Origin of the sequence: Adhaeretor mobilis, from assembly GCF_007741515.1 — a bacterium.
In the GTDB taxonomy this organism is placed as follows: Bacteria; Planctomycetota; Planctomycetia; order Pirellulales; family Lacipirellulaceae; genus Adhaeretor; species Adhaeretor mobilis.
The window spans coordinates 721,131-739,430 of the sequence record NZ_CP036263.1; the positions used below are offsets into that span (position 1 = coordinate 721,131).

Consider the following 18,300-nt stretch of genomic DNA (forward strand, 5'->3'; position numbering starts at 1 on the left):
CCGCGAGCCGGGGCGTCCCGACGTCGATTAACTCGTAGCCCTCAAACTGAGTTCACTCATGCTCCGCTTTAGAGTCAATCTCTACGCTCGACCTGATTCCTTGGAAGCCGGTGAGCCGATTACCCTCCGCAACGTCAAGCTCGCCACATTGCGAGGCAGAGGTCAGCAAACGATTTTCGACGCGTACCTCCCGGTGACCTTCGAAGCCGCCTTAGCCGAGATGCAGAAATTGCCAAGAATGGATGCCGAGCCCGATGGATACTACGTGTTCAGTGGCGGACAGCAGGGCGAACGCTGGCAGATCGACGGCCATCTCTTCGATTTCAGTGGCCGACTGCACCGGGTCGAGATGAGCGGCCATTGCCCCGCTGGAGTTTTTGCGCAACTGCTTGCCATCTTCGCACCTGAAGCTTCAGAAGAGAAGAAAAGCGAGTTAGCGTTTGAATTAATTCGCGAGGGAGTCGTCATGGACAAGGATAATTTTCTCCGCTGGGCTAATGCGGATTAGTCGCGATTCGACCAATCGATCCCGGATATATTCGCCAGCGCATGGATGAGCGCCTGTGTCCCACTGCGGCCGTGTCCCGCTTCAGCAGCCCGGTTATAGAGATCGCGAGCCAGCTCGACCCCGGGCAGTTTCAGTTGCAGAGCTTCTGCCTCGGCAAGCACGATTCCCAGGTCCTTAATGAGATGCTCGATGAAAAATCCGGGCGCGTCGTCGCCTGCAATGATGCGAGGGCCGAGGTTGGAAAACGCCCAGCTGCCGGCAGCGCCTGTGGCGACCGCCTTGAACGCTGAATCGAGATTTAAACCCGCCTTGTAGGCGTACAGCAGCGCTTCGCACACGCCGATCATGCCGGCAGCGACGAGCGTTTGGTTCACGATCTTGGTGTGTTGGCCCGCTCCGGCAGGGCCTTGCCAGACCCAATTGCTTCCCATCGCATCCCAACAGGGTTGGAGCGATTCAACCGTTGGACGATCCCCCCCGATCATGATGGAGAGCGTGCCATTCTTGGCGCCGACGTCTCCTCCCGAGACAGGTGCGTCAATCGCAATCACCTCTCGCTCCAGCGCCAACTCGGCAATTTCCACGGCCAGCGAGGGGAGGCTCGTGGTCATTTCCACCAGCACTCCGCCTGAGGCAAGACCTGCTAGGGCTCCCTTCTCGCCGAGAATGACTTCGCGAACATCGGCCGGGTGACCAACAATCGAGAAGACCACATGCGAAGCTTCCGCAACGGCACGCGGTGAGTCGGCCCACTTGGCACCGGCAGCCAGCAGGGGCTCAGCCTTACTACGAGTCCGAGAATAAAGCGTGACCGAATAGCCCGTCTCCATCAAATGGCGGCACATGCTGCCACCCATCACGCCGGTTCCTATCCATCCGAGGTGGATCTCTTCGGGGGAGAAACACTGCTTAGACATGGTATTGCTTCGGGGACTTTATTTGGTGGAACTTATCCTCGTGAAATCTATTTTCGTAAAGTATACACACCAAGGGCCGTTCTTGCTGTAGTGATAAAAAGCAAGGTAGGAAATCCTTGAGGCTTGAGAGGAAGCTCTATTTCTCTAGGACTCCGGCGCTGAGCCGATAAGTGCTGCCGCAGAATTGCTCTGCTGGATCTCCGAGTTCTCAAATCGCAGGACAAGCGTAACTAGCTCAGCGACCGAACTAACTTTCAGCTTTGTAAAGATGCTCCGCCGACGATTCTCGATCGTTCGCAGACTCACTTCTAGTTCGTTAGCCATCGTTTTGTTTGGCTTGCCACTGAGAATTCTTTCGAGAACCAAACGTTCTTTGTCTGAGAGGCTGCCGAGACGTGCCGTGACATCTGCCTGCTGGAGAAGCATTTCACGATACAATCTATCGGCTCCTAACGCAGAGCGAATCGCTTGCCACATCTCGTCGTCGCTATAGGGCTTATCCATTACCGTGACAGCTCCTGCTTTCACGGCGCGCACTGTCATAGCCGTTCGAGCGAAAGCCGTTACGATGATCACGGGAATCCCAAAGCCGCGCGTGATCAGTTCCTCCTGAAGCTCAAGGCCTGTGCGACCGACCAATCGATGATCGGAAACCACGCAGCCCGGCTGATCGTTATAGTACCCTAGGAAAGCTTCGGCAGAGTCGAAGCTCTTGGTCGGGATATTCATCGACGCCACTAGGCGCGTGATCGCCTCGATGCCCACGGGGTCATCGTCCACAACGTGGATCGTAGGGGGGGGGCTACCTACTGGATTGTTCACTGAAGTTACTCTCCAAAATCACCGATAAGCCGTCGCCGGCTTACCTCTATCGTCCTCGAAACGAACCCAAGGAGTGGGTGCGTTGGTCCTGTCGTTTTATCTTGCTTTCGCACGTAACTACGTGCTGCCACCAAACTAGCATGGAAAATCGGTGGCAAACCACACGGAATTTACGCGGCGTAGCTTCTTACCAGCGTAAACCATCGTGCAGGAAAGTCAAAACCCCTGGGTAGTACCCGCAGGTAATGATCATGCTAGCGACAGAATAACCACCGGATGGCCGAGTGGATTTTAACTCATCGGCATCGTATTCAGAGACCAGTTCAGACATTGTGGATCTACTGCATATTTCCATTGTCGTGCGATGGTGTCTGCAACCTAGCTAGGGCGTTGCATGCCAGAAATACTTAGTGTCCCAGATCTTGATGACTGTATCTGCAGAGTTCGACTCGGTTGGTAGGCGAAATTGATGATCTCTTGTGTGCCTGGCAGAAGGCTGGAGCTGGGCGATCCTGCCACCTAGTGCGATAATGCTACTGAGCAGCTTGATGAGTCCCAACTCCCAGAAAAATCGCTACTTTGCTCTACCGTTGATCTTGGGCACCCTAGGTAACCACACATCATGAATTGGGTTGAAACACTCCGGATCGCCACGCACGCGCTGGTCGCTGGCGCTCGTCGACAGACCTCACTATTGGCGGAAGACCTACCGCTACTGGCAGACTTCTCACAGATGAATCGTCGCACCCGTCGTGCGATGCGCACCGGGCGTGGTGTGCGAGCGACGTACTTGTACATCGAGCACCAGCGACGCCGGCTAGCACGACGACGCGAGATTCGCGAGCTTGTCGGACACTAGAAGATTTTGGGGTTTGCGGCAGCGAACTTCACTGCTGCTAGCTCGCGAGTTTCTGCTCGCCCGGTTTTCAAATCTGCTTCAACACGACTACTAGAGCAACTCCGAATTGAATCAAACGCTCAGCAGCGGGGTATCAGTCAGCTATTGATCTTCTGGTACATCAAACACATAGCGATCGATGCACGCCAGAACGCCAAGGGCCATGGCCGAGAAGATAAAACCAATGGCTGCTTGCGCCGCGGTGATCAGCAGTCCTTGCTGAAAGGCCATCTTCTCCGCGAAGGTCAAATCTGCCTCGCCACCAAATAGGCCGATGGCCCACCAGAGCAGATTCCAAAGAGCGCCTCCAGCAAAAATGACGCCAAGGACGAACGCAAACCAAGCCCCCAATTCAATCATTCGCTCGAAAAGCCATTCCATCTTGGGAGCCCTTTTACACTAGAAGAAGAGTCTAAATTGCTGGGAGGCATCATAATCGCATCGAGTTGTTTTTACCAGAGACTTGAACCGACTGCCCCTAGCCCCGACCGTGAAGAAAAATAGCCGCGACCTAACAGGTCGCCGGGAAATTGCTCGACAGGAAACCCTCCTCATGCGTTCCGGCAGGCCGTTGGCCCGCGGCTAGAGGATTACTGAGATGTATCACACTTCTCTAGCAGGCCCTCTTTGCCGATACGGTGGCAGAAATCGCCAAAGGACTCTTGCTCAGACTCTCGGTCGTCGCGGAAGTAGCGGAATACGCGCACCAGTTCGTCTACGACATCTTCATCGGGAACGAGGTCTTTGTAGATGAAGTTCATCCGATCGCCCTCGACTCGACCGCCCAGAAAGAGCGTGTACTTGCCAACCGTCTTTCCAACCAGCCCGATGTCCGAGTTATAAGGTCGGGCGCAGCCATTCGGGCAGCCCGTCATTCGGAACGTGAACCGCTCGTCCGCCAGCCCCAGTTGAGAGAGTTGCTCTTCTAGGTCATCTATCATGGACGGTAGTCTCCGCTCACTTTCGGTAATCGCCAAACCACACGTGGGCAATGCGGGGCAGGCCATCGACCAGCGGCGGATGGCACTTGTTTCCTCGGTAAGTGGGACACCGTTCCGCCTGAGGATTTCTTTGAGGGTCGCCTCAGCACTCTCGGCCAGATCACAGAAGATAATGCTCTGGTGTGGAGTCAGGCGTAGCGACGGGTTGAGCGCCTTGGCTATTTCACGCAGGGCTGTTTTCAGCTTGTAAGAACCCTCGTCTTTGATGCGGCCGTTCTCGACATTCAAGCCGTAGAAGAACTTTCCATCTCCTTGGGCATGCCAGCCCATGCCGTCGTTGTGACCATTGATGTGGATGGGCCGAGGCGGATGAAGTTCGGCACCGTAGTACTCCTCCACCTTCTCTTTAAAGCGTTCTAAACCCCAATTGCGGATCAAGTACTTCATGCGAGCAACCTTCCGATCGCTTCGATTGCCGAAGTCACGTTGAACTTTGATGATAGCCGTGGCTACGTCAAGCACCTGTGTGGGCGAAATGAAACACATCGGCATAGCGATCGCAGGGAAGGTTTTGGCGGCGCTGGGCGTGGTGCCGAAGCTGCCGCCCACGAGCACGTTGTAACCGATGATGTGCCAATCTTCTGCGATGGCCATGAGGCCCAGATCGTTGGAGTAGATATCCGCACTGTTATCGCCGGGCAGCCCAATGGCTGTTTTGAATTTGCGCGGTAGATACGTCGGGCCGTAGAGGGGCTCGATCACATCGTCCCCGTCTAGTCCACCACCGACGAGAGATTTCTCACCGCTGCTTTCATCTTTTAGCCACAGCTCGTAATACGCGGGAGTGCGGGGCCGCAGGTGGCTTGCCAAACGGTCGGCCATTTCCTGCATTTGGTCGTAAACAGGGTCGCCCTTGTAGGGGGCTGGCGAGCACATGACGTTGCGTTCGACATCGCCACAAGCAGCGATCGTGGTGAGTTGTACCTCGTTGATCTTCGCAATGACCTTTTTTAAGTCGCCCTTGGGTACACCATGCAGTTGCAAGCCTTGTCGAGTCGTAATACGCACTGTGCTGTCGCCCACCTCGTCGCACAGATCAAGTTCCGCCATGAGTTGATCGCTGTTTAGCTTGCCACCTGGAATGGCGGTACGCACCATGAAGCTGTACTTCTTGCCGTTTTTGCCGCGTTCGTCGCGATTGTCCTGCTGGTAGGTGCCGTGGTGCTTGAGCAGCTGGATGCTCGCCTTGCCGAATTTGTCGGTTCCATCGACCAATTCCTCAGGGATGGGACCCAGCAGGAAATTGCTCTCCGTCTTGAACCCCTCGACAGCGCTGGGCTTGGCTTCTTTCCCGTTGGTGTCAGCGGATTTCGACTTGGCTTGGAGCGATTTGAGTACGTCAGACATCTTATTTCTCTTGATTGGCGGAGCCGTATCGACCCGAATTGCCCAATAGGGATATTTTTACAGTGAACGACTATCATAGCTCGCCAAGGGCCAGACGACCATATCGAAGCGACGAGCAGTTATGGATGAAGCAACCCCCAACAGTCGAAAATCTGGCCCCCCGGAGCTGTGCGTGGGGCTCTGGGACTTCATCAGGGCTACTTCCAAAGGGATAGAACCTTACGGCTCGATCCGTAGGGCTAGACCAACCTTGTCCTTCAGACGGGGGGCTCCTTTCCGTTAATTGTTCGCCCCGGTACGATGCTGCCCATGACACAAACCGTCTCAGCAAGGTTCTACGATCGATTTGCCCTGTGGATAGCCACTGGCATAGGCGTCGGGTTGTTTGCGCCAGCCCCCGGAACATTAGGCAGTTTGTGGGGCCTTCCACTGGCCATCTTACTGGGAACGTTGCAGCAGCCGATTTCGCAGCTGGCTACCATTGCGGCACTCATCCTGGTTGCGGTAGTCATTGCCAGTCGTGCGGCTGGAGTTCTAGGGGGATCGAAGGACCCGCAGGCAATCGTGATCGACGAATTCGCGATCTTGCCTATCGCCTACTTTGGCGTAGGTCCACTCGACTGGAAGTTACTACTCACCGGCTGGCTACTTTTCCGGCTCTTCGATATCACCAAGCCACCCCCGTGTAAAAAAGCCGAACAGCTTCCCGGCGGCTGGGGCATTGTTGCCGACGACGTGGTTGCCGCGATCTATGCCTGCTTGGCACTACACGTTTTCATCTGGCTTGACGCCGCACTCTCACTCGATTGGTTGAATAGTTGATTGGTAGGCCGTAACAAGCTTGGCGCAGTTACGGCAGCGACGCTGAACCCGTGATCCACGCCGTAACTGCGCCAAGCTTGTTACGGCCTACTTGAACCCTATTAGCCATGCCTGCCAATATTCTCGACGGCAAAGCCCTTGCCAAAACCATCCGTGAAGAACTTGCCGTCGAGGTCGTCGAGTTCATCCAACAGCACGAAGTCGTTCCTTCATTGGCCGCGGTCCTTGTAGGCGAAGACCCCGCCAGCGAAGTCTACGTGCGCATGAAACGCCGCGATTGCGAACAGGTGGGCATCCATAGCGTGATGCATCGCCTGCCTGAAACCACTACGCAGGACGAGCTGCTCAAGCTTATAGGCGAACTGAATACTAATGCTTCCATCCACGGCATTCTTGTGCAGCTCCCCTTGCCAGGACAGATCAACGAACAGGCGATTCTCGATGCCGTTTCGCCTGACAAAGACGTCGATTCGTTTCACCCCACCAATGTGGGCCTCATGGTGCAAGGGCGCCCGCGTTTTCTGCCCTGTACGCCTAGCGGCGTGCAACAGCTCTTGATTCGCGAAGGCATTGAGACTTCTGGAAAGAATGTGGTGGTCGTAGGTCGCAGCGAAATCGTCGGCAAGCCGCTCTCGGTGATGATGGGCCTCCGCGGTCCCGGCGGCGATGCCACGGTGACAATCTGCCACTCTCGCACGAAAGACTTACCTGCGGTGACGCGCGAGGCAGACATTCTGATCGTGGCGATCGGCAAGGCGAACTTCGTAACCGCGGATATGGTCAAGCCCGGCGCAGTGGTGATCGACGTGGGCGTGAACCGCACCGATGACGGTTTAGTGGGCGACGTCGACTTCGACGCGGTCAAAGAAATTGCCAGCCAACTGACCCCGGTGCCCGGCGGCGTGGGACCGCTTACCAGAGTCATGTTGCTGGTGAACACCCTGACCGCGGCCCGGCAGGCCCAAGCTAAGTAGCTCGGCCATCCTGGCTGAGTTGGGTTCGTGTTGGCACTTCAGACCATGCTTGCCCAACGTCCCGGGCTGGCACTCCAGACTTACCACTGATCTACTCAGCATCCCACTGCCGGCGCGCTTCGTAAAACAGCACCGCTGCCGTGGCCGACACATTCAAGCTATCAGCAATCCCATGCATCGGCAGGCCGATGGCCGTGACGCCCGCGCCGTACCACACGTCACTTAGCCCGTGGGCTTCGCTGCCAAGCACCAGGGCGGCTCCCTGGTTGTAGATGACGCCGTCGTAGCGGTGGTTTGCTTCCGGCCGCGCGGCATAAGTGGGCAGTTCTATCCCTCGCAACCACTCGATCGTTTCTTCACTCGTGGCCGCGGCGATGTTTCCGCCGAATACAGTCCCCAGGCTCGCACGCACGGTATTGGGATTAAAAAGATCGGTACCCGGGTTGGCCACGATCACGGCATCGAGCCCCGCACCGTCGGCACTACGCAACGCCGCGCCAATGTTGCCTGGCTTTTCCAATCCTTCAAGCACCGCAACCAGCGGCCGCTCGGGTAGTTCAATGTCGTCCAGGGTGTGATGGGGCGTTGCGGCCACAGCGAGCACGCCGTCGGTGCGTTCACCGAAACAAAGTTTCTCGAATACGTCTGGAGTGACCGTGAGAAACTCTTTCGCCTGTTTCTCTAGTCGCTTAGCGACAGCTTGAGCCTCTTCGGCGCTGCAAAGTGACTCGCAAACAAACGCTTCGACGATTCCCAAGCCGGCATTGAGTGCGCGATCGATCTCGCGCACGCCATCGATGAAGAATCGCCCCTGACGTTCGCGCTGCCGCCGCTGTTTCAGCTTGACGGCTTCCTTGACGCGCGGGTTTTGGCGGCTGGTGATGTGTTCGGGCATAGGAAGGCTGTTGGCCGTTGGCTGTCAGCTATTGGCTTTTGTGAGTCGGTCGCGGAGCCGAGCGGCGAATCCAAGTCAGTTCCATCTTGAATTACTCGGCTAGCTTTCGCAGCGCAACCTCATTCTCAGCCATAACCATATTGCCAAGAGCCATCTGACGCTCTAGTTCAGATTGAATGCGGCGCAGCTCAATCCCTGCATCAATTGCGACTATTTCGAGCTGGTCGCCGCTTTGCAACCTCAAACCCTGGACCGCGGCTGCAGGCAGATTAACGCTAAATGAATCGTCGGTTTTCGTAAGAATGGTCGTAGTCATAGAATTCATATTCTCCAACCGCATTATACCAACCACCACCTCAACGACCTACTCCTCCTCATAGGCGATTGTGATTTCTCCGCTTGCCGGCGCCCGCAACTCACTGGCGAGTGGCTAAGTGACCCTCTAAACTAAGCTTCCCGTCGGCAGTTCCTGACTCTCCACGCAGACACAATCCCCACCCACGAGGTTCTCCCTTGTCTCTCGATAGCCTCAAGCACGTAAGCATCGCTGGGCGTGAAGTTTCTCTCCGCATTGGCGTGGATATGGGGGGTAGCGATATCAAGTTTGGGGCGACCGACTTGGATGCCGAGCTGATCCTGCTACCCGACCTTGTGAAGCTTCCGAGTCTTTCACAGCAAGGGCCACAGAAAACGATCAGCCAAATCATCACGGGCATCGGCGCGGTGCTCGAAGAGTTGGGAGCCAAGTGGGCTCAGGTAGCCACGATTGCCGTGACCGTACCGTGCCCCTGCTCTCCCGATGGGGTAATCCTGGAAGTCACCAACCTCGGTACGCCGGATACGAAGCATCTTTGGGAAGTGCCGTTTGGTGAGTTGCTTGCCACGGCTGTTGAGGCCGAAGCAGGCTGCACAATACCTACGTTCGCTTGCAACGATGCCAACGCCGCCGGACAGGACGACGACTTCACGCGATTTGGTTTGAAGACCGACTCTCGCACGTGCCTGTTCATCACCACCGGCACCGGCATGGGCGGCTGCGTGATTGTGAACGGCAGTGTGTTCTATGGCATTGGCCAAGCGGGCGAACTGGGGCACATGAAAATTGCCGTGCCTTCAGGCTACGAGAATCGCTTCTCAGCCGATCCAAATCCGCCGTGCGGTTGCGGTGGTCAGAAATGCGTGGAAACACGGGCTTCGCTCACGGGGCTTATTCGTCGTGTGACCTGGGCGCTTAGCGATGCGGGTGTGGATTTGATCAAAGCGGAACTCGAAGCTGAGGGGCGAGAATTCAACCCGGAGACGGTCGCCAAGCTACGGGAGCTGTACGAAGTGGCCCCCAAGCGAGCCGCCTACGAGGTACGCACCTTCGCCGATGCTCACAAAGATGAGTTCTGCCGCTGGTTGCTAGAGGATTGGGCCATCATGATCGGGGCGCTATTCGCCAGCCTTGCTCCGGCCCTGCACCCCGATTTGTTGATCATTGGCGGCGGCATGACCGAAATCTCCGGCGATGCTCAAGCGTGGTTCCTCGACGTGGTGAAGAAGTCCTACGCTCAGACCAACGCCCAGCGCAGCTTCGAAAGCAAACCGGGCAATTGTGAAATCGTATGGAGCGTGAGCACCGACCAAGGCTGGCGCGGCGCGATTCTCATGGGCATCCGTGCTGGGCAGGCGTGAGCTTCTCGAACTCTAAAAATAGCCGCGAGCCAACGGCTCGCCGGGAAATTGCTCTGCAGTAAAGCGTGCTCATGGACACCGGCGGGCCGTTGGCCCGCGGCTATTGGGGGAATCGAAGTTCAGTATTCTTTGCATCAGATGCCTCTAGCTTGAACTCTTCGGTATCCAGCCTCACATCGTCGGATTTCGTTTCGTCGTCGTTTGGCCCGCCATCGTCGTTGCCGTTTGGGCCGACACTGTACAACTCATACGACTCGTCAGCGGGGCGATAGACAAAAGGTTTATCTGAGAGCAAATCGTCGAGGCCGTTCTGCATGTACTCGGGTTCCAGCTCAGCCAGCACTTCCGGCAGTCGCTGATTGTCGAGCAGGAAGAGCCGAAGCGCAATGCGAAGTTGCAATTGCTTGTGAAGGCTGCGTACTCGGTCGAAAGCCACCTTGGTTGACTTTACCGAGGCAGCCGTGATCGCTGACGACTGCCAAGCGGCGAGAAAGTAAGTTGCAGCCCCCATTTCTATTTTGGCTCGTTGAGCATCAACAGTCATCGCCTTCTCGATAACACCAGGTTCAAAATCCAGCTGCTCGATCTCACGCAGTAATTCTTCGCACGAATCGCGATCCATCTCGTCAACAATCTTGGCAAGTGAGTCCAAACCCATGTTTTGTATAGCAAATCCCACTAGCAAATCGACGAGCAACCCTCCTTGATAGGAATGGTTGGCTAGCCGGAGCATATCCGCGCCGTTCTGGACGGCAACGGATCGATTCCCAGCGGCCTGCGCTGCATAGCGAGCTGCTGAAAAGGCCCGTGCCAGTTCTCGTATTCCCGAAAGTTGGTCGAGATGCCCTTGCATGTCCGGTGCCGTCCAGTTGATTGGCACTACCGAATCCATCTCGAGTCCTCGCCGAGCCAGTTCCAAGACAGGCTTATTGGTGGCAATGATCGTTGCCCGTTCTTCGTCGGTTGACTCGTAGTACCAACCCGTGCGCGGATGTAACTGCTTCGCTGCTTCCAGCAGAACTTCGTACCCATTGGGATTGGGAACCGCCGGAGGAACGAAGCGATTGTTGGTGTAGAACAGGTAGCCGCCGACCAGCAGCAGCGCGATGATCGCTAGCAGGAAGAGATTGCGTCTAGGGTGTTGCATGAAAAGTAGTGCTCCGCCCCTTTGGCACTTCACTAAAAGAGTATTCGATTCGCGTCGCGAGAACCATCTAGCACCCGATCAATCTCCTAGCGATCAGGGGTGACACGATAGTAGATCACCCAGCGCCTCACGACTGAACGACGATGGTCTTCTGATATCCAGCGACAACGCTCACCAATTTCGGGATAGCTAGCGATCAATTGGCAACGCCGACGAATTTCACGGACCATTTTCAAGGCCGTCTCTGGCCGTTCCAGGGCAATGTGATTAAATATTCCATCGAGATCTTCGTTTGCTAACGGCGAAAATAGGCTTTCATTGGGCCGCTAGCTTCTCAATCTCTCGTGCCCTCGCTTCCAAACGAGCGAACACTTCCTCACCAGGTATCAACTGACCAGCGTCTGCTTGGGCTTGTCCCGCTAAGACCTTCTCGCGAATGGAATCACGCTCGCGCAGTAGGGCAACCGCCTCGTCCAGGACGTTGTCAGTGGTGGTGTAGACTCCCGTCTCAACCAATTGATTGATATAGGCTTGATTATCAGGGGGGAGACTTAACATCGCTTTCTCTCCGCTAGTACTTAGCCCGTTCTGCATTATATACGCTGCAGTCGAGTGTGCGACTCATCTTGCCCCTCCCGCCTGCCGACCTCTATACTAAACACCTGTTGACTACCAGTCAGGCGTTCAGTTGGTGTGCGATTGGTAGCGTAGAACCCAAGGAGGGAATTGCAATGGATGTGCCAGCACTGATCGACCGGATGCAATCGCGGCGTGACTACGCCGGGCAGCTGGAGCATTTAGAGGTACTACCCGAACGGCCGGGACGATTCAGCGCCCCGTCAGTGCCATTGCCGGCAGCTCTGCAACGAGTGATCAAGAGCCGCGGAATCACCGAGCTCTATTTGCACCAAACGGCTGCGCTGGAAGCTGCTCGAAGTGGACAAGATTGGGTCACCGTCACGGGTACGGCTAGCGGCAAGACGCTTTGTTATCAGTTGCCGATTTTTGAATCGCTGCTCAGTAAATCAACCAGGGGCGGGGACGCCCCGGCTCGCGCACTTTGTTTGTATCCCACGAAGGCCCTCGCGCAGGATCAGCTCAAGGGCGTGCTGGAATTGGTTGCCGATGATGAAGAACTTGCTAAGGCGGTGCACCCTGGTGTGTTTGATGGCGATACACCCACTGCCCAACGGAAACGCATTCGCAACGAAGCGACTCTCGTCCTTTCCAATCCAGACATGTTGCACGCGGCCATTTTGCCTTACCATCCGAAGTGGGCGGAGTTCTTCACTTCGCTCAAATTCGTCGTGATCGACGAAGTACACACGTATCGTGGAATCCTTGGTGCCCATGTATCGGCCGTGCTGCGCCGGCTCAAACGCATCTGCAAACACTATGGCAGCAACCCCACATTCCTCTCCACCAGTGCAACGATCGCCAATCCGGGTCAGCTCGTCGGCAAGCTACTTGATCGCGAATTGAAAGTGATCGACGACGATGGCTCGCCACGCGGACGAAAGTACTTTGCCATGTGGAACCCCGTGCCGTTGGCTACCAAACAAGGAAGCGCAGATTCCCTCGCACGTCGCAGCGCGGCCGATGATGCGGTTACTTGGATGGTTGAAGCGTTGCAGGCTGGTGGGCAGGCACTAGCGTTCACGCGTACTCGACAAGCGGCTGAGTTAGTGCATCGCTACACGACGGAGCAACTCGCTGAGCAGCGCTCGCCCCATGTGGATAAGGTCCGCGCCTATCGTGGCGGCTATTTGCCGAATGAGCGCCGGCAAATTGAGGAAGACCTGTTCTCTGGCAAGCTGCGCGGCGTGGCCACAACCAACGCTTTAGAGTTGGGCATCGACATTGGCTCGCTCGATGTGGCTCTGATGGTGAATTACCCAGGCACGATCGCCAGTTGCTGGCAGCAAGCGGGACGCAGCGGGCGCACGACTGAGGAAAGTCTGGCCGTGCTGCTCGCTGGAAACGATCCGGTCGATCAGTACTTATTGCGACACCCCGAGTATTTCTTCGCCCAATCGCCCGAGCATGCCGTTGTTGATGCGAACAATCCTTACGTACTGGCCAAGCACTTACCGTGCGCCGCGTTTGAGTTGCCACTTACAGAGGAAGACTTCGCTACTTTTGGTCCGTTGTCTGAACCCATCGTTGACGTGCTCTGCGAAGAAGAACACCTGGCTGAGGTGCGCGGGCAGTTCTATCACCCTGGCGGATCGAACCCGTCGGTAGCGGTTTCCTTGCGCAATATGAGCGACAACACGGTAAGCATCGTGCTGGTGAACGGCCCCGACTGGAAAAAGCCCCTAGGCCCCACGCTCGACAATCTGGGCCGACACGAAGCAGGCATGCAAGCACATCGCACGAAGTCCAAGCCGCGGACCGGCTCAGCGACAACTGGTCACGTAGTGCTCGCGAACGTCGATTCAATTAGTGCTCCTGATCTTGTTTATCCCGAGGCGATCTATCTTCACAACGGGCAAACGCACTTGGTGCGCGAGCTCGATCTCAACGGCAAACTGGCGTACGTGGAACGTCGCGAAACGGACTACTACACACAAGCCGTCGTGGAAAGTAACGTGCTGATCACTGAAGAGCGAAAGCTCAACGACGATAGAGAACCCTCTCAAGCGAGCCGGGGCGCCCCGGCCCCGTCTGACTTATCAACTCATGCCACCCTCGGCTATGGCGACGTCGATGTCAGTTGGCAAACCGTCGCATTCAAGAAAATTAAGTTCGGCACGAAAGAAAACATCGGCATGGGCCCGGTGGACATTCCGGCCCAGCAGCTTTCGACCACGGCATTGTGGCTGGCTCCCAACGAGGACATTCGCATCGCTATGAAGGCTGCCGGATTGAAAGCGAGCGAAGGGCTCGTCGGTTTGAGGAACCTTGCGGTGGTGACACTCCCAATGATCGCCATGTGCGACAGCCGCGATTTGGGTGGCGTAGTCGATAGTCAAAACTTAGGCCGCCCTACGATGATTCTCTACGATCGGTATCCCGGCGGGCTAGGCTACTGCGAACAGGGCCGGCGACAAATCGGCAATTTGCTCGAACTGTGCCAACAGTTAGTCGACGAGTGCCCTTGCGAGGAAGGCTGTCCCAGTTGCGTAGGACTGGCCGAGGCCAGCGGGGGCGTGCATAGCGACCCCGACTTGCGCCGCGGCCATCCGATGCCCAACAAACAGGCGACCCTCAAGCTATTGGAATTGCTTTTCGAGCCGACCTTGGTTGAAGTGTCATCAGTAGGAGTATCGGAAGTAGTGGTCGGCTAAAGCAGTGAGGACAGGAGGCAACAAAGAGAATTGAGATTCACTTGAAACCATCCACTGTCCTCTTTGCTGCTTCCTCTTCAAGAACTTCTAGTCCGTGTTTTTAGAATAATCGAGCTTATGCTAAATCAAGAACAGCAAGATTACGCGACCAAGGCGACGCGCACTCTACAAATTATCATCGGTTCGCTAATTGCCGGGCCGCTTGCCTATACGGCCTACGCGATCGCGACACACGATTCGGAATTGGTCGATGCTGAAAGCTCATCTATGTCATTGATTGGTCTAGGTTTCGCTCTCATCGTGAGTGTGGCCTCACTAATTGCACCTAGAGTCATGTTTGCCCAACAGCGCAGAGCTATCGTGGATGGCACTTGGAAGCCACCGCAAGCAAGCAAGGCTATCTCTAAGGAGACCGGCGATGTGGGGCCGCTGCTTGGTGCCTTTCAGGCGAAGACAATCGTCGGAGCGGCTCTGCTAGAGGGTGGCACCTTCATGAACACTTTTGCTTACACCGCTGAAGGCAAGGTGAGCAATCTGCTGGTGGTCGCTGCTTTGTTAATCGGCGTGGCACTCTACTTTCCTTTTCTCGGGCGCATCACAAGCTGGTTGGAGCGCGAACTCTCAAGCGTCGAGCAACTTCGACAGCTTGGCGGCAGGTAGCACTATGCCGGGAGATTCACTCCGCCTACGTTTGGAATCGCTCAACCGCGAGGTCTTGCCGGAATCAAGCGTGGTAGCGGCAAAACCGCAAGTGGTGCGGTCGGCAAAGCCGAAGCCGGCGTTGCGACCTGGGGCGGTGCCGGCGATTCCTGGGCTGGTGAGGCAGGGCGACGTTGTCTCCAACCATTGTGGCGAACACTTGTTGATTCGCTTGCCGTTGGAGGTGCTTTGGCCGGGGGGCGAGCGATTGGTTCGCCAGCGTGCTGCGCACTTGGCTAGCACTGGGAGCGAGGATGCCTTTGCCGCAGGCTTCCCGGGCAAGCAGCTGTTGCTCGATTTGGAAACCTGCGGACTCTCTGGTAGTGCGCTGTTTCTTGTGGGGCTCCTGCGCGAAGTGGAAGAAACACTCACCGTGGAATTACTGCTCGCTCGCGACTACGGGGAAGAGGCGGCTGTGCTGACGAGCCTCTGGGATCGCGTTAAACCGGACACGATACTGGCGACCTTCAACGGTAAGAGCTTCGACTGGCCGATGGTCACCGACCGCACAACACGGCACCGTTTGTTTGGCGGCAAACGTCTGCCGCAACCCGTGCACATCGATTATCTGCACATTGCCCGTCGCCGTTGGCGCGGACAGTTTGCAAATTGCAAACTGCAGACGCTGGAGCGCCACATCTGTGGCCGTACACGCACGGGAGACATCCCTGGCAGCCAAATTCCCGCGGCGTACGAGCAGTTTGTGCGAACGGGTTTCGAGCGAGAGATGGACGCCATTCTTCTACACAACGCGATCGACCTCATTACGCTACTCGACCTTGGTATGCGACTGGCAAGCTAACCGCCCGCGGCTTTGGAGTTCCCGCCCAGTACTACCCAACCGTGGGGATCTAAGCTCTGAAAACCCAGACCGAGACTAGGGTCGCCCTCTCGGTGAAGTCGACTTGGGCGAAGTGCTAGGCTTGCTGAGCGCTCGTTTCGAAGTCATATTGCCCACCTCTAAAACAATTTGCCAGCCACCCTCCACACGCCGAAACTCTACGGGCTCGCTCTTAGCTTCGGCAACGATCACTCCAGTGGCAACCTCCGGGGCGTCTTCATCAATCGCGTCCATCGTTAACTCGCCGTCCAGCACGCTCAAAGGTGCTGCACCTGGGTTTAGTTTCGCTATCAAGGTCAGCATGGACGAAGTAAATCCATGAAGTTCCTTGATTTGCTTTCCGAGCTTTCTCATCGCTTCGCCATCAGTAAGCGTCTGCTCAGTAAAGGGTGGAAGGTATTTGAGAGTTCGGTCGTCAATGTTGTGGGCAGCGAATACCTCATCGACACCCTCAATTGCCTTTCGCATGTCGGCAGCGCGTGCGTCGCCTCGAAACATCGCGTTGTCTGCCAGAAATCGACTGAGGCGTGCCTGGTAGAGCAAGAAACCGCCGAGTTGCTGCTGAGTTTCTATAGTCATGCAATCGAGCGCTGCCTCGAAATCGTGCCGACTTGCCGCAGCCGTCATCGCTTCATAGCAATCCTCGGGAGACTCGTAATGAGTTATGTCGCGTGTAACCGTGACTGCCGGCTTAACTCGCTCAATACTAAATCCGCAGCCTGCAATCGTCACGAGAGAGATGAGCAGGAGCGGGATCAAGCGTTGATTGGGGATAAATAAGAGCATTGAGACTACGTCTATTGTACGGCTTCTATCGAATGGAGTGGCTGCTCACCGCTACTATAGCGGTCGAGGCAGGATTTGGCAGCGGCTGTTAAGCTGGGTCGGCGCGTGCAGCGTGAGCTCATCACTGACGTCCTTCTGAGGCAGGCAGACGCTTGCTGTCAGCGATTTGCTCGTTGTTTTTTTGCAGTTTGACAGACCTCTGACTACAATAAAGATACGTCGGGAAGTGCCCAACGGCGGTTGGCCACCCAAGCTTGGCTAATCCGGCGGACTTCTTCGTAACAACGTTTTTTGCCAGAACATTCGAGCGCTCAGGTGCTGCTATGCCATCTTCTCAACTTTCACCAATTTCCCGCGAGATTCTTAGCAGAACCCTGATGTCGCTGGTGACTCTTGCCTGCTTGTCAGCGAGCACACAATACGTCTACGCAGGCCCGCTCATACCTCGACCGGCAGCTTCGCAAGTAGGATTGGAGCGAGCTTGGTTTGCCCAGATTGGCACTGACCCCGCACGTAGCGAAGTCACCGCTTGGACTTTGCACGACGACTGCCTATTTGGCGTCACGGATTCAGGCACAGCGTTCGCGCTCGACGCAAACACAGGGGCTCGGCTTTGGGTACGTCAAGTCGGCAAGCAAGGCTACCGTGCGTTTGGGCCGGGAGCCAATTCCCGTTTCGTGGCAATCGTCAGTGGGGCGAAGCTCTATTTGCTGAATCGCGATGACGGACGTTTGATGTGGTCGCGCGACCTGGGAAGTGCCCCGGGAGCTGGCCCAGCGATTACTGAAGATTACGCCTTTGTGGTCATGCTCACTGGTCGTGTGGAAGGCTATGATCTGAACGATCCTGACGCTCGGCCATGGTACTACAACTCTCGCGGTCGAGCTTACTTGCGGCCTGTCACTACCGGCGAAGTAGTCAGTTGGCCTACAAGCGCCGGCTTGTTGTATGTGAGCAGTGCGACCAAGCTTGGATTGCTCTACCGTCTGGAAACCAACGACGAGATCGTCGCTCCACCGGCCGAGATGGATGGCAACCTGTACATCGCCTCCTTAGATGGTTACTTGTATTCCATTGATGGTTTGACCGGGAACGAAAACTGGCGATTCGCGACCGGCTATCCCGTTGAAACGGCACCAGCTGTCGTTGGTAAACGCGTTTACGTTTCCTCTTCTGAACCGGCAATTCACGCCGTTGATACGAAGTCTGGCCGCGAGCTATGGGACATTGCGGGGTCTAATATTTTTGTCGCCCAAGGCAAGAGTCGCGTCTATGCGGCCGACTCCCGCGGCAGTCTGCAGATACTCGATACGGAAACGGGATCGATCCTGGGAACTCTGAACACAGCTGAGGGCATCTACCCGCTGGTGAACGAGCAGACCGATCGCATCTACTTAGTGAATCGTCACGGTCTTGTGCAGTGCCTTCATGAAATCGGGGCCGATAAACCCTTGCGTCATCGCTCGATGGCGAAAGCGAAACTGAAGAAAGAAGACGATTCCGACGTGAACCCGTTTGGCGAGGAAACTCCAGTCGAAGCAGGCGAAGGCAACGCATTCGATGAAGCCCTAGAAGCAGGGCCCGCCGAAGAAACGCCTGCAGAAGAGCGGGCCGACGAAGCCGATCAGGGCGAAAATAACCTATTCGATGATCTGGACTTTTTTGAGTAGTTTACT

Annotated in this window: 19 protein-coding genes and 1 pseudogene; 9 read left to right on the plus strand and 11 right to left on the minus strand. The window is 56.1% G+C overall.

The window, feature by feature from the left end:
• Positions 1-58 precede the first annotated feature (58 nt).
• A complete protein-coding gene (locus HG15A2_RS02830; RefSeq protein ID WP_145057637.1) occupies positions 59-508 on the plus strand; it encodes a hypothetical protein in 450 nt (149 codons plus the stop codon).
• Here the strand turns inward: HG15A2_RS02830 and HG15A2_RS02835 are convergent.
• From HG15A2_RS02835 to HG15A2_RS23760, 3 genes are all read right to left on the minus strand, one after another.
• Positions 505-1,425 (minus strand): NAD(P)-dependent oxidoreductase, encoded by a 921-nt coding sequence (locus HG15A2_RS02835; RefSeq protein WP_145057639.1) that lies wholly within the window; start codon positions 1,423-1,425, stop codon positions 505-507. The two genes, HG15A2_RS02830 and HG15A2_RS02835, sit on opposite strands and share 4 nt — an antisense overlap.
• Before the next feature lie 144 nt (positions 1,426-1,569).
• A complete protein-coding gene (locus HG15A2_RS02840) occupies positions 1,570-2,247 on the minus strand; it encodes a response regulator transcription factor (protein ID WP_145057641.1) in 678 nt (225 codons plus the stop codon).
• A 187-nt stretch (positions 2,248-2,434) separates the two neighbouring features.
• Positions 2,435-2,578, minus strand: a complete 144-nt coding sequence (locus HG15A2_RS23760) for a hypothetical protein (protein ID WP_218932289.1) — start codon at positions 2,576-2,578, stop codon at positions 2,435-2,437.
• A 291-nt stretch (positions 2,579-2,869) separates the two neighbouring features.
• On the opposite strand from HG15A2_RS23760, the gene HG15A2_RS02845 reads away from it, so the two are divergent.
• The gene (locus HG15A2_RS02845) at positions 2,870-3,106 is read left to right on the plus strand and encodes a hypothetical protein (RefSeq protein ID WP_145057643.1); all 237 of its coding nucleotides are present in this window, start codon (positions 2,870-2,872) and stop codon (positions 3,104-3,106) included.
• Between the two features lie 141 nt (positions 3,107-3,247).
• Here HG15A2_RS02845 and HG15A2_RS02850 read toward each other — a convergent pair whose 3' ends face one another.
• Entirely contained in the window at positions 3,248-3,526 is a 279-nt protein-coding gene (locus HG15A2_RS02850) for a hypothetical protein (protein ID WP_145057645.1), read from the minus strand.
• Positions 3,527-3,735: 209 nt separating this feature from the next.
• The gene (locus HG15A2_RS02855) at positions 3,736-5,493 is read right to left on the minus strand and encodes an NADPH-dependent assimilatory sulfite reductase hemoprotein subunit (protein ID WP_145057647.1); all 1,758 of its coding nucleotides are present in this window, start codon (positions 5,491-5,493) and stop codon (positions 3,736-3,738) included.
• 309 nt (positions 5,494-5,802) lie between these two features.
• On the opposite strand from HG15A2_RS02855, the gene HG15A2_RS02860 reads away from it, so the two are divergent.
• A complete protein-coding gene (locus tag HG15A2_RS02860) occupies positions 5,803-6,315 on the plus strand; it encodes a phosphatidylglycerophosphatase A family protein (protein ID WP_145057649.1) in 513 nt (170 codons plus the stop codon).
• Positions 6,316-6,422: 107 nt separating this feature from the next.
• A complete protein-coding gene (folD, locus tag HG15A2_RS02865) occupies positions 6,423-7,289 on the plus strand; it encodes a bifunctional methylenetetrahydrofolate dehydrogenase/methenyltetrahydrofolate cyclohydrolase FolD (protein ID WP_145057651.1) in 867 nt (288 codons plus the stop codon).
• A gap of 91 nt (positions 7,290-7,380) precedes the next feature.
• Here folD and HG15A2_RS02870 read toward each other — a convergent pair whose 3' ends face one another.
• Complete coding sequence (locus HG15A2_RS02870) at positions 7,381-8,184, minus strand: TrmH family RNA methyltransferase (protein ID WP_145057653.1); 804 nt, start codon at positions 8,182-8,184, stop codon at positions 7,381-7,383.
• A gap of 91 nt (positions 8,185-8,275) precedes the next feature.
• Positions 8,276-8,500, minus strand: coding sequence for an AbrB/MazE/SpoVT family DNA-binding domain-containing protein (locus tag HG15A2_RS02875; RefSeq protein ID WP_145057655.1), 225 nt, complete (start codon positions 8,498-8,500; stop codon positions 8,276-8,278).
• A 197-nt stretch (positions 8,501-8,697) separates the two neighbouring features.
• Between HG15A2_RS02875 and HG15A2_RS02880 the strand changes: the two genes are divergently transcribed.
• On the plus strand, positions 8,698-9,861 hold the full coding sequence (locus tag HG15A2_RS02880) for an ROK family protein (protein ID WP_145057657.1): 1,164 nt from the start codon (positions 8,698-8,700) through the stop codon (positions 9,859-9,861).
• A gap of 100 nt (positions 9,862-9,961) precedes the next feature.
• On the opposite strand, the gene HG15A2_RS02885 is transcribed toward HG15A2_RS02880, so the two are convergent.
• The 3 genes and pseudogenes from HG15A2_RS02885 to HG15A2_RS02895 all read right to left on the minus strand — a co-directional run bounded on the left by HG15A2_RS02885 (position 9,962) and on the right by HG15A2_RS02895 (position 11,566).
• Positions 9,962-11,008, minus strand: a complete 1,047-nt coding sequence (locus HG15A2_RS02885) for a hypothetical protein (RefSeq protein ID WP_145057659.1) — start codon at positions 11,006-11,008, stop codon at positions 9,962-9,964.
• An 86-nt stretch (positions 11,009-11,094) separates the two neighbouring features.
• Positions 11,095-11,304, minus strand: a pseudogene (locus HG15A2_RS25020) (type II toxin-antitoxin system RelE/ParE family toxin); the annotation flags it as partial.
• 19 nt (positions 11,305-11,323) lie between these two features.
• Positions 11,324-11,566, minus strand: coding sequence for a ribbon-helix-helix domain-containing protein (locus HG15A2_RS02895; protein WP_145057661.1), 243 nt, complete (start codon positions 11,564-11,566; stop codon positions 11,324-11,326).
• 173 nt (positions 11,567-11,739) lie between these two features.
• On the opposite strand from HG15A2_RS02895, the gene HG15A2_RS02900 reads away from it, so the two are divergent.
• From HG15A2_RS02900 to HG15A2_RS02910, 3 genes are all read left to right on the plus strand, one after another.
• Positions 11,740-14,298, plus strand: a complete 2,559-nt coding sequence (locus tag HG15A2_RS02900) for a DEAD/DEAH box helicase (protein WP_145057663.1) — start codon at positions 11,740-11,742, stop codon at positions 14,296-14,298.
• 117 nt (positions 14,299-14,415) lie between these two features.
• Positions 14,416-14,958: a hypothetical protein gene (locus tag HG15A2_RS02905; protein WP_145057665.1), complete on the plus strand. Its 543-nt coding sequence runs from the start codon at positions 14,416-14,418 to the stop codon at positions 14,956-14,958.
• Positions 14,959-14,962: 4 nt separating this feature from the next.
• On the plus strand, positions 14,963-15,799 hold the full coding sequence (locus HG15A2_RS02910) for a ribonuclease H-like domain-containing protein (RefSeq protein WP_145057667.1): 837 nt from the start codon (positions 14,963-14,965) through the stop codon (positions 15,797-15,799).
• Positions 15,800-15,874: 75 nt separating this feature from the next.
• On the opposite strand, the gene HG15A2_RS02915 is transcribed toward HG15A2_RS02910, so the two are convergent.
• The gene (locus HG15A2_RS02915) at positions 15,875-16,624 is read right to left on the minus strand and encodes a hypothetical protein (protein ID WP_145057668.1); all 750 of its coding nucleotides are present in this window, start codon (positions 16,622-16,624) and stop codon (positions 15,875-15,877) included.
• Between the two features lie 323 nt (positions 16,625-16,947).
• Between HG15A2_RS02915 and HG15A2_RS02920 the strand changes: the two genes are divergently transcribed.
• Complete coding sequence (locus HG15A2_RS02920) at positions 16,948-18,294, plus strand: outer membrane protein assembly factor BamB family protein (protein WP_145057670.1); 1,347 nt, start codon at positions 16,948-16,950, stop codon at positions 18,292-18,294.
• Positions 18,295-18,300: the final 6 nt, after the last annotated feature.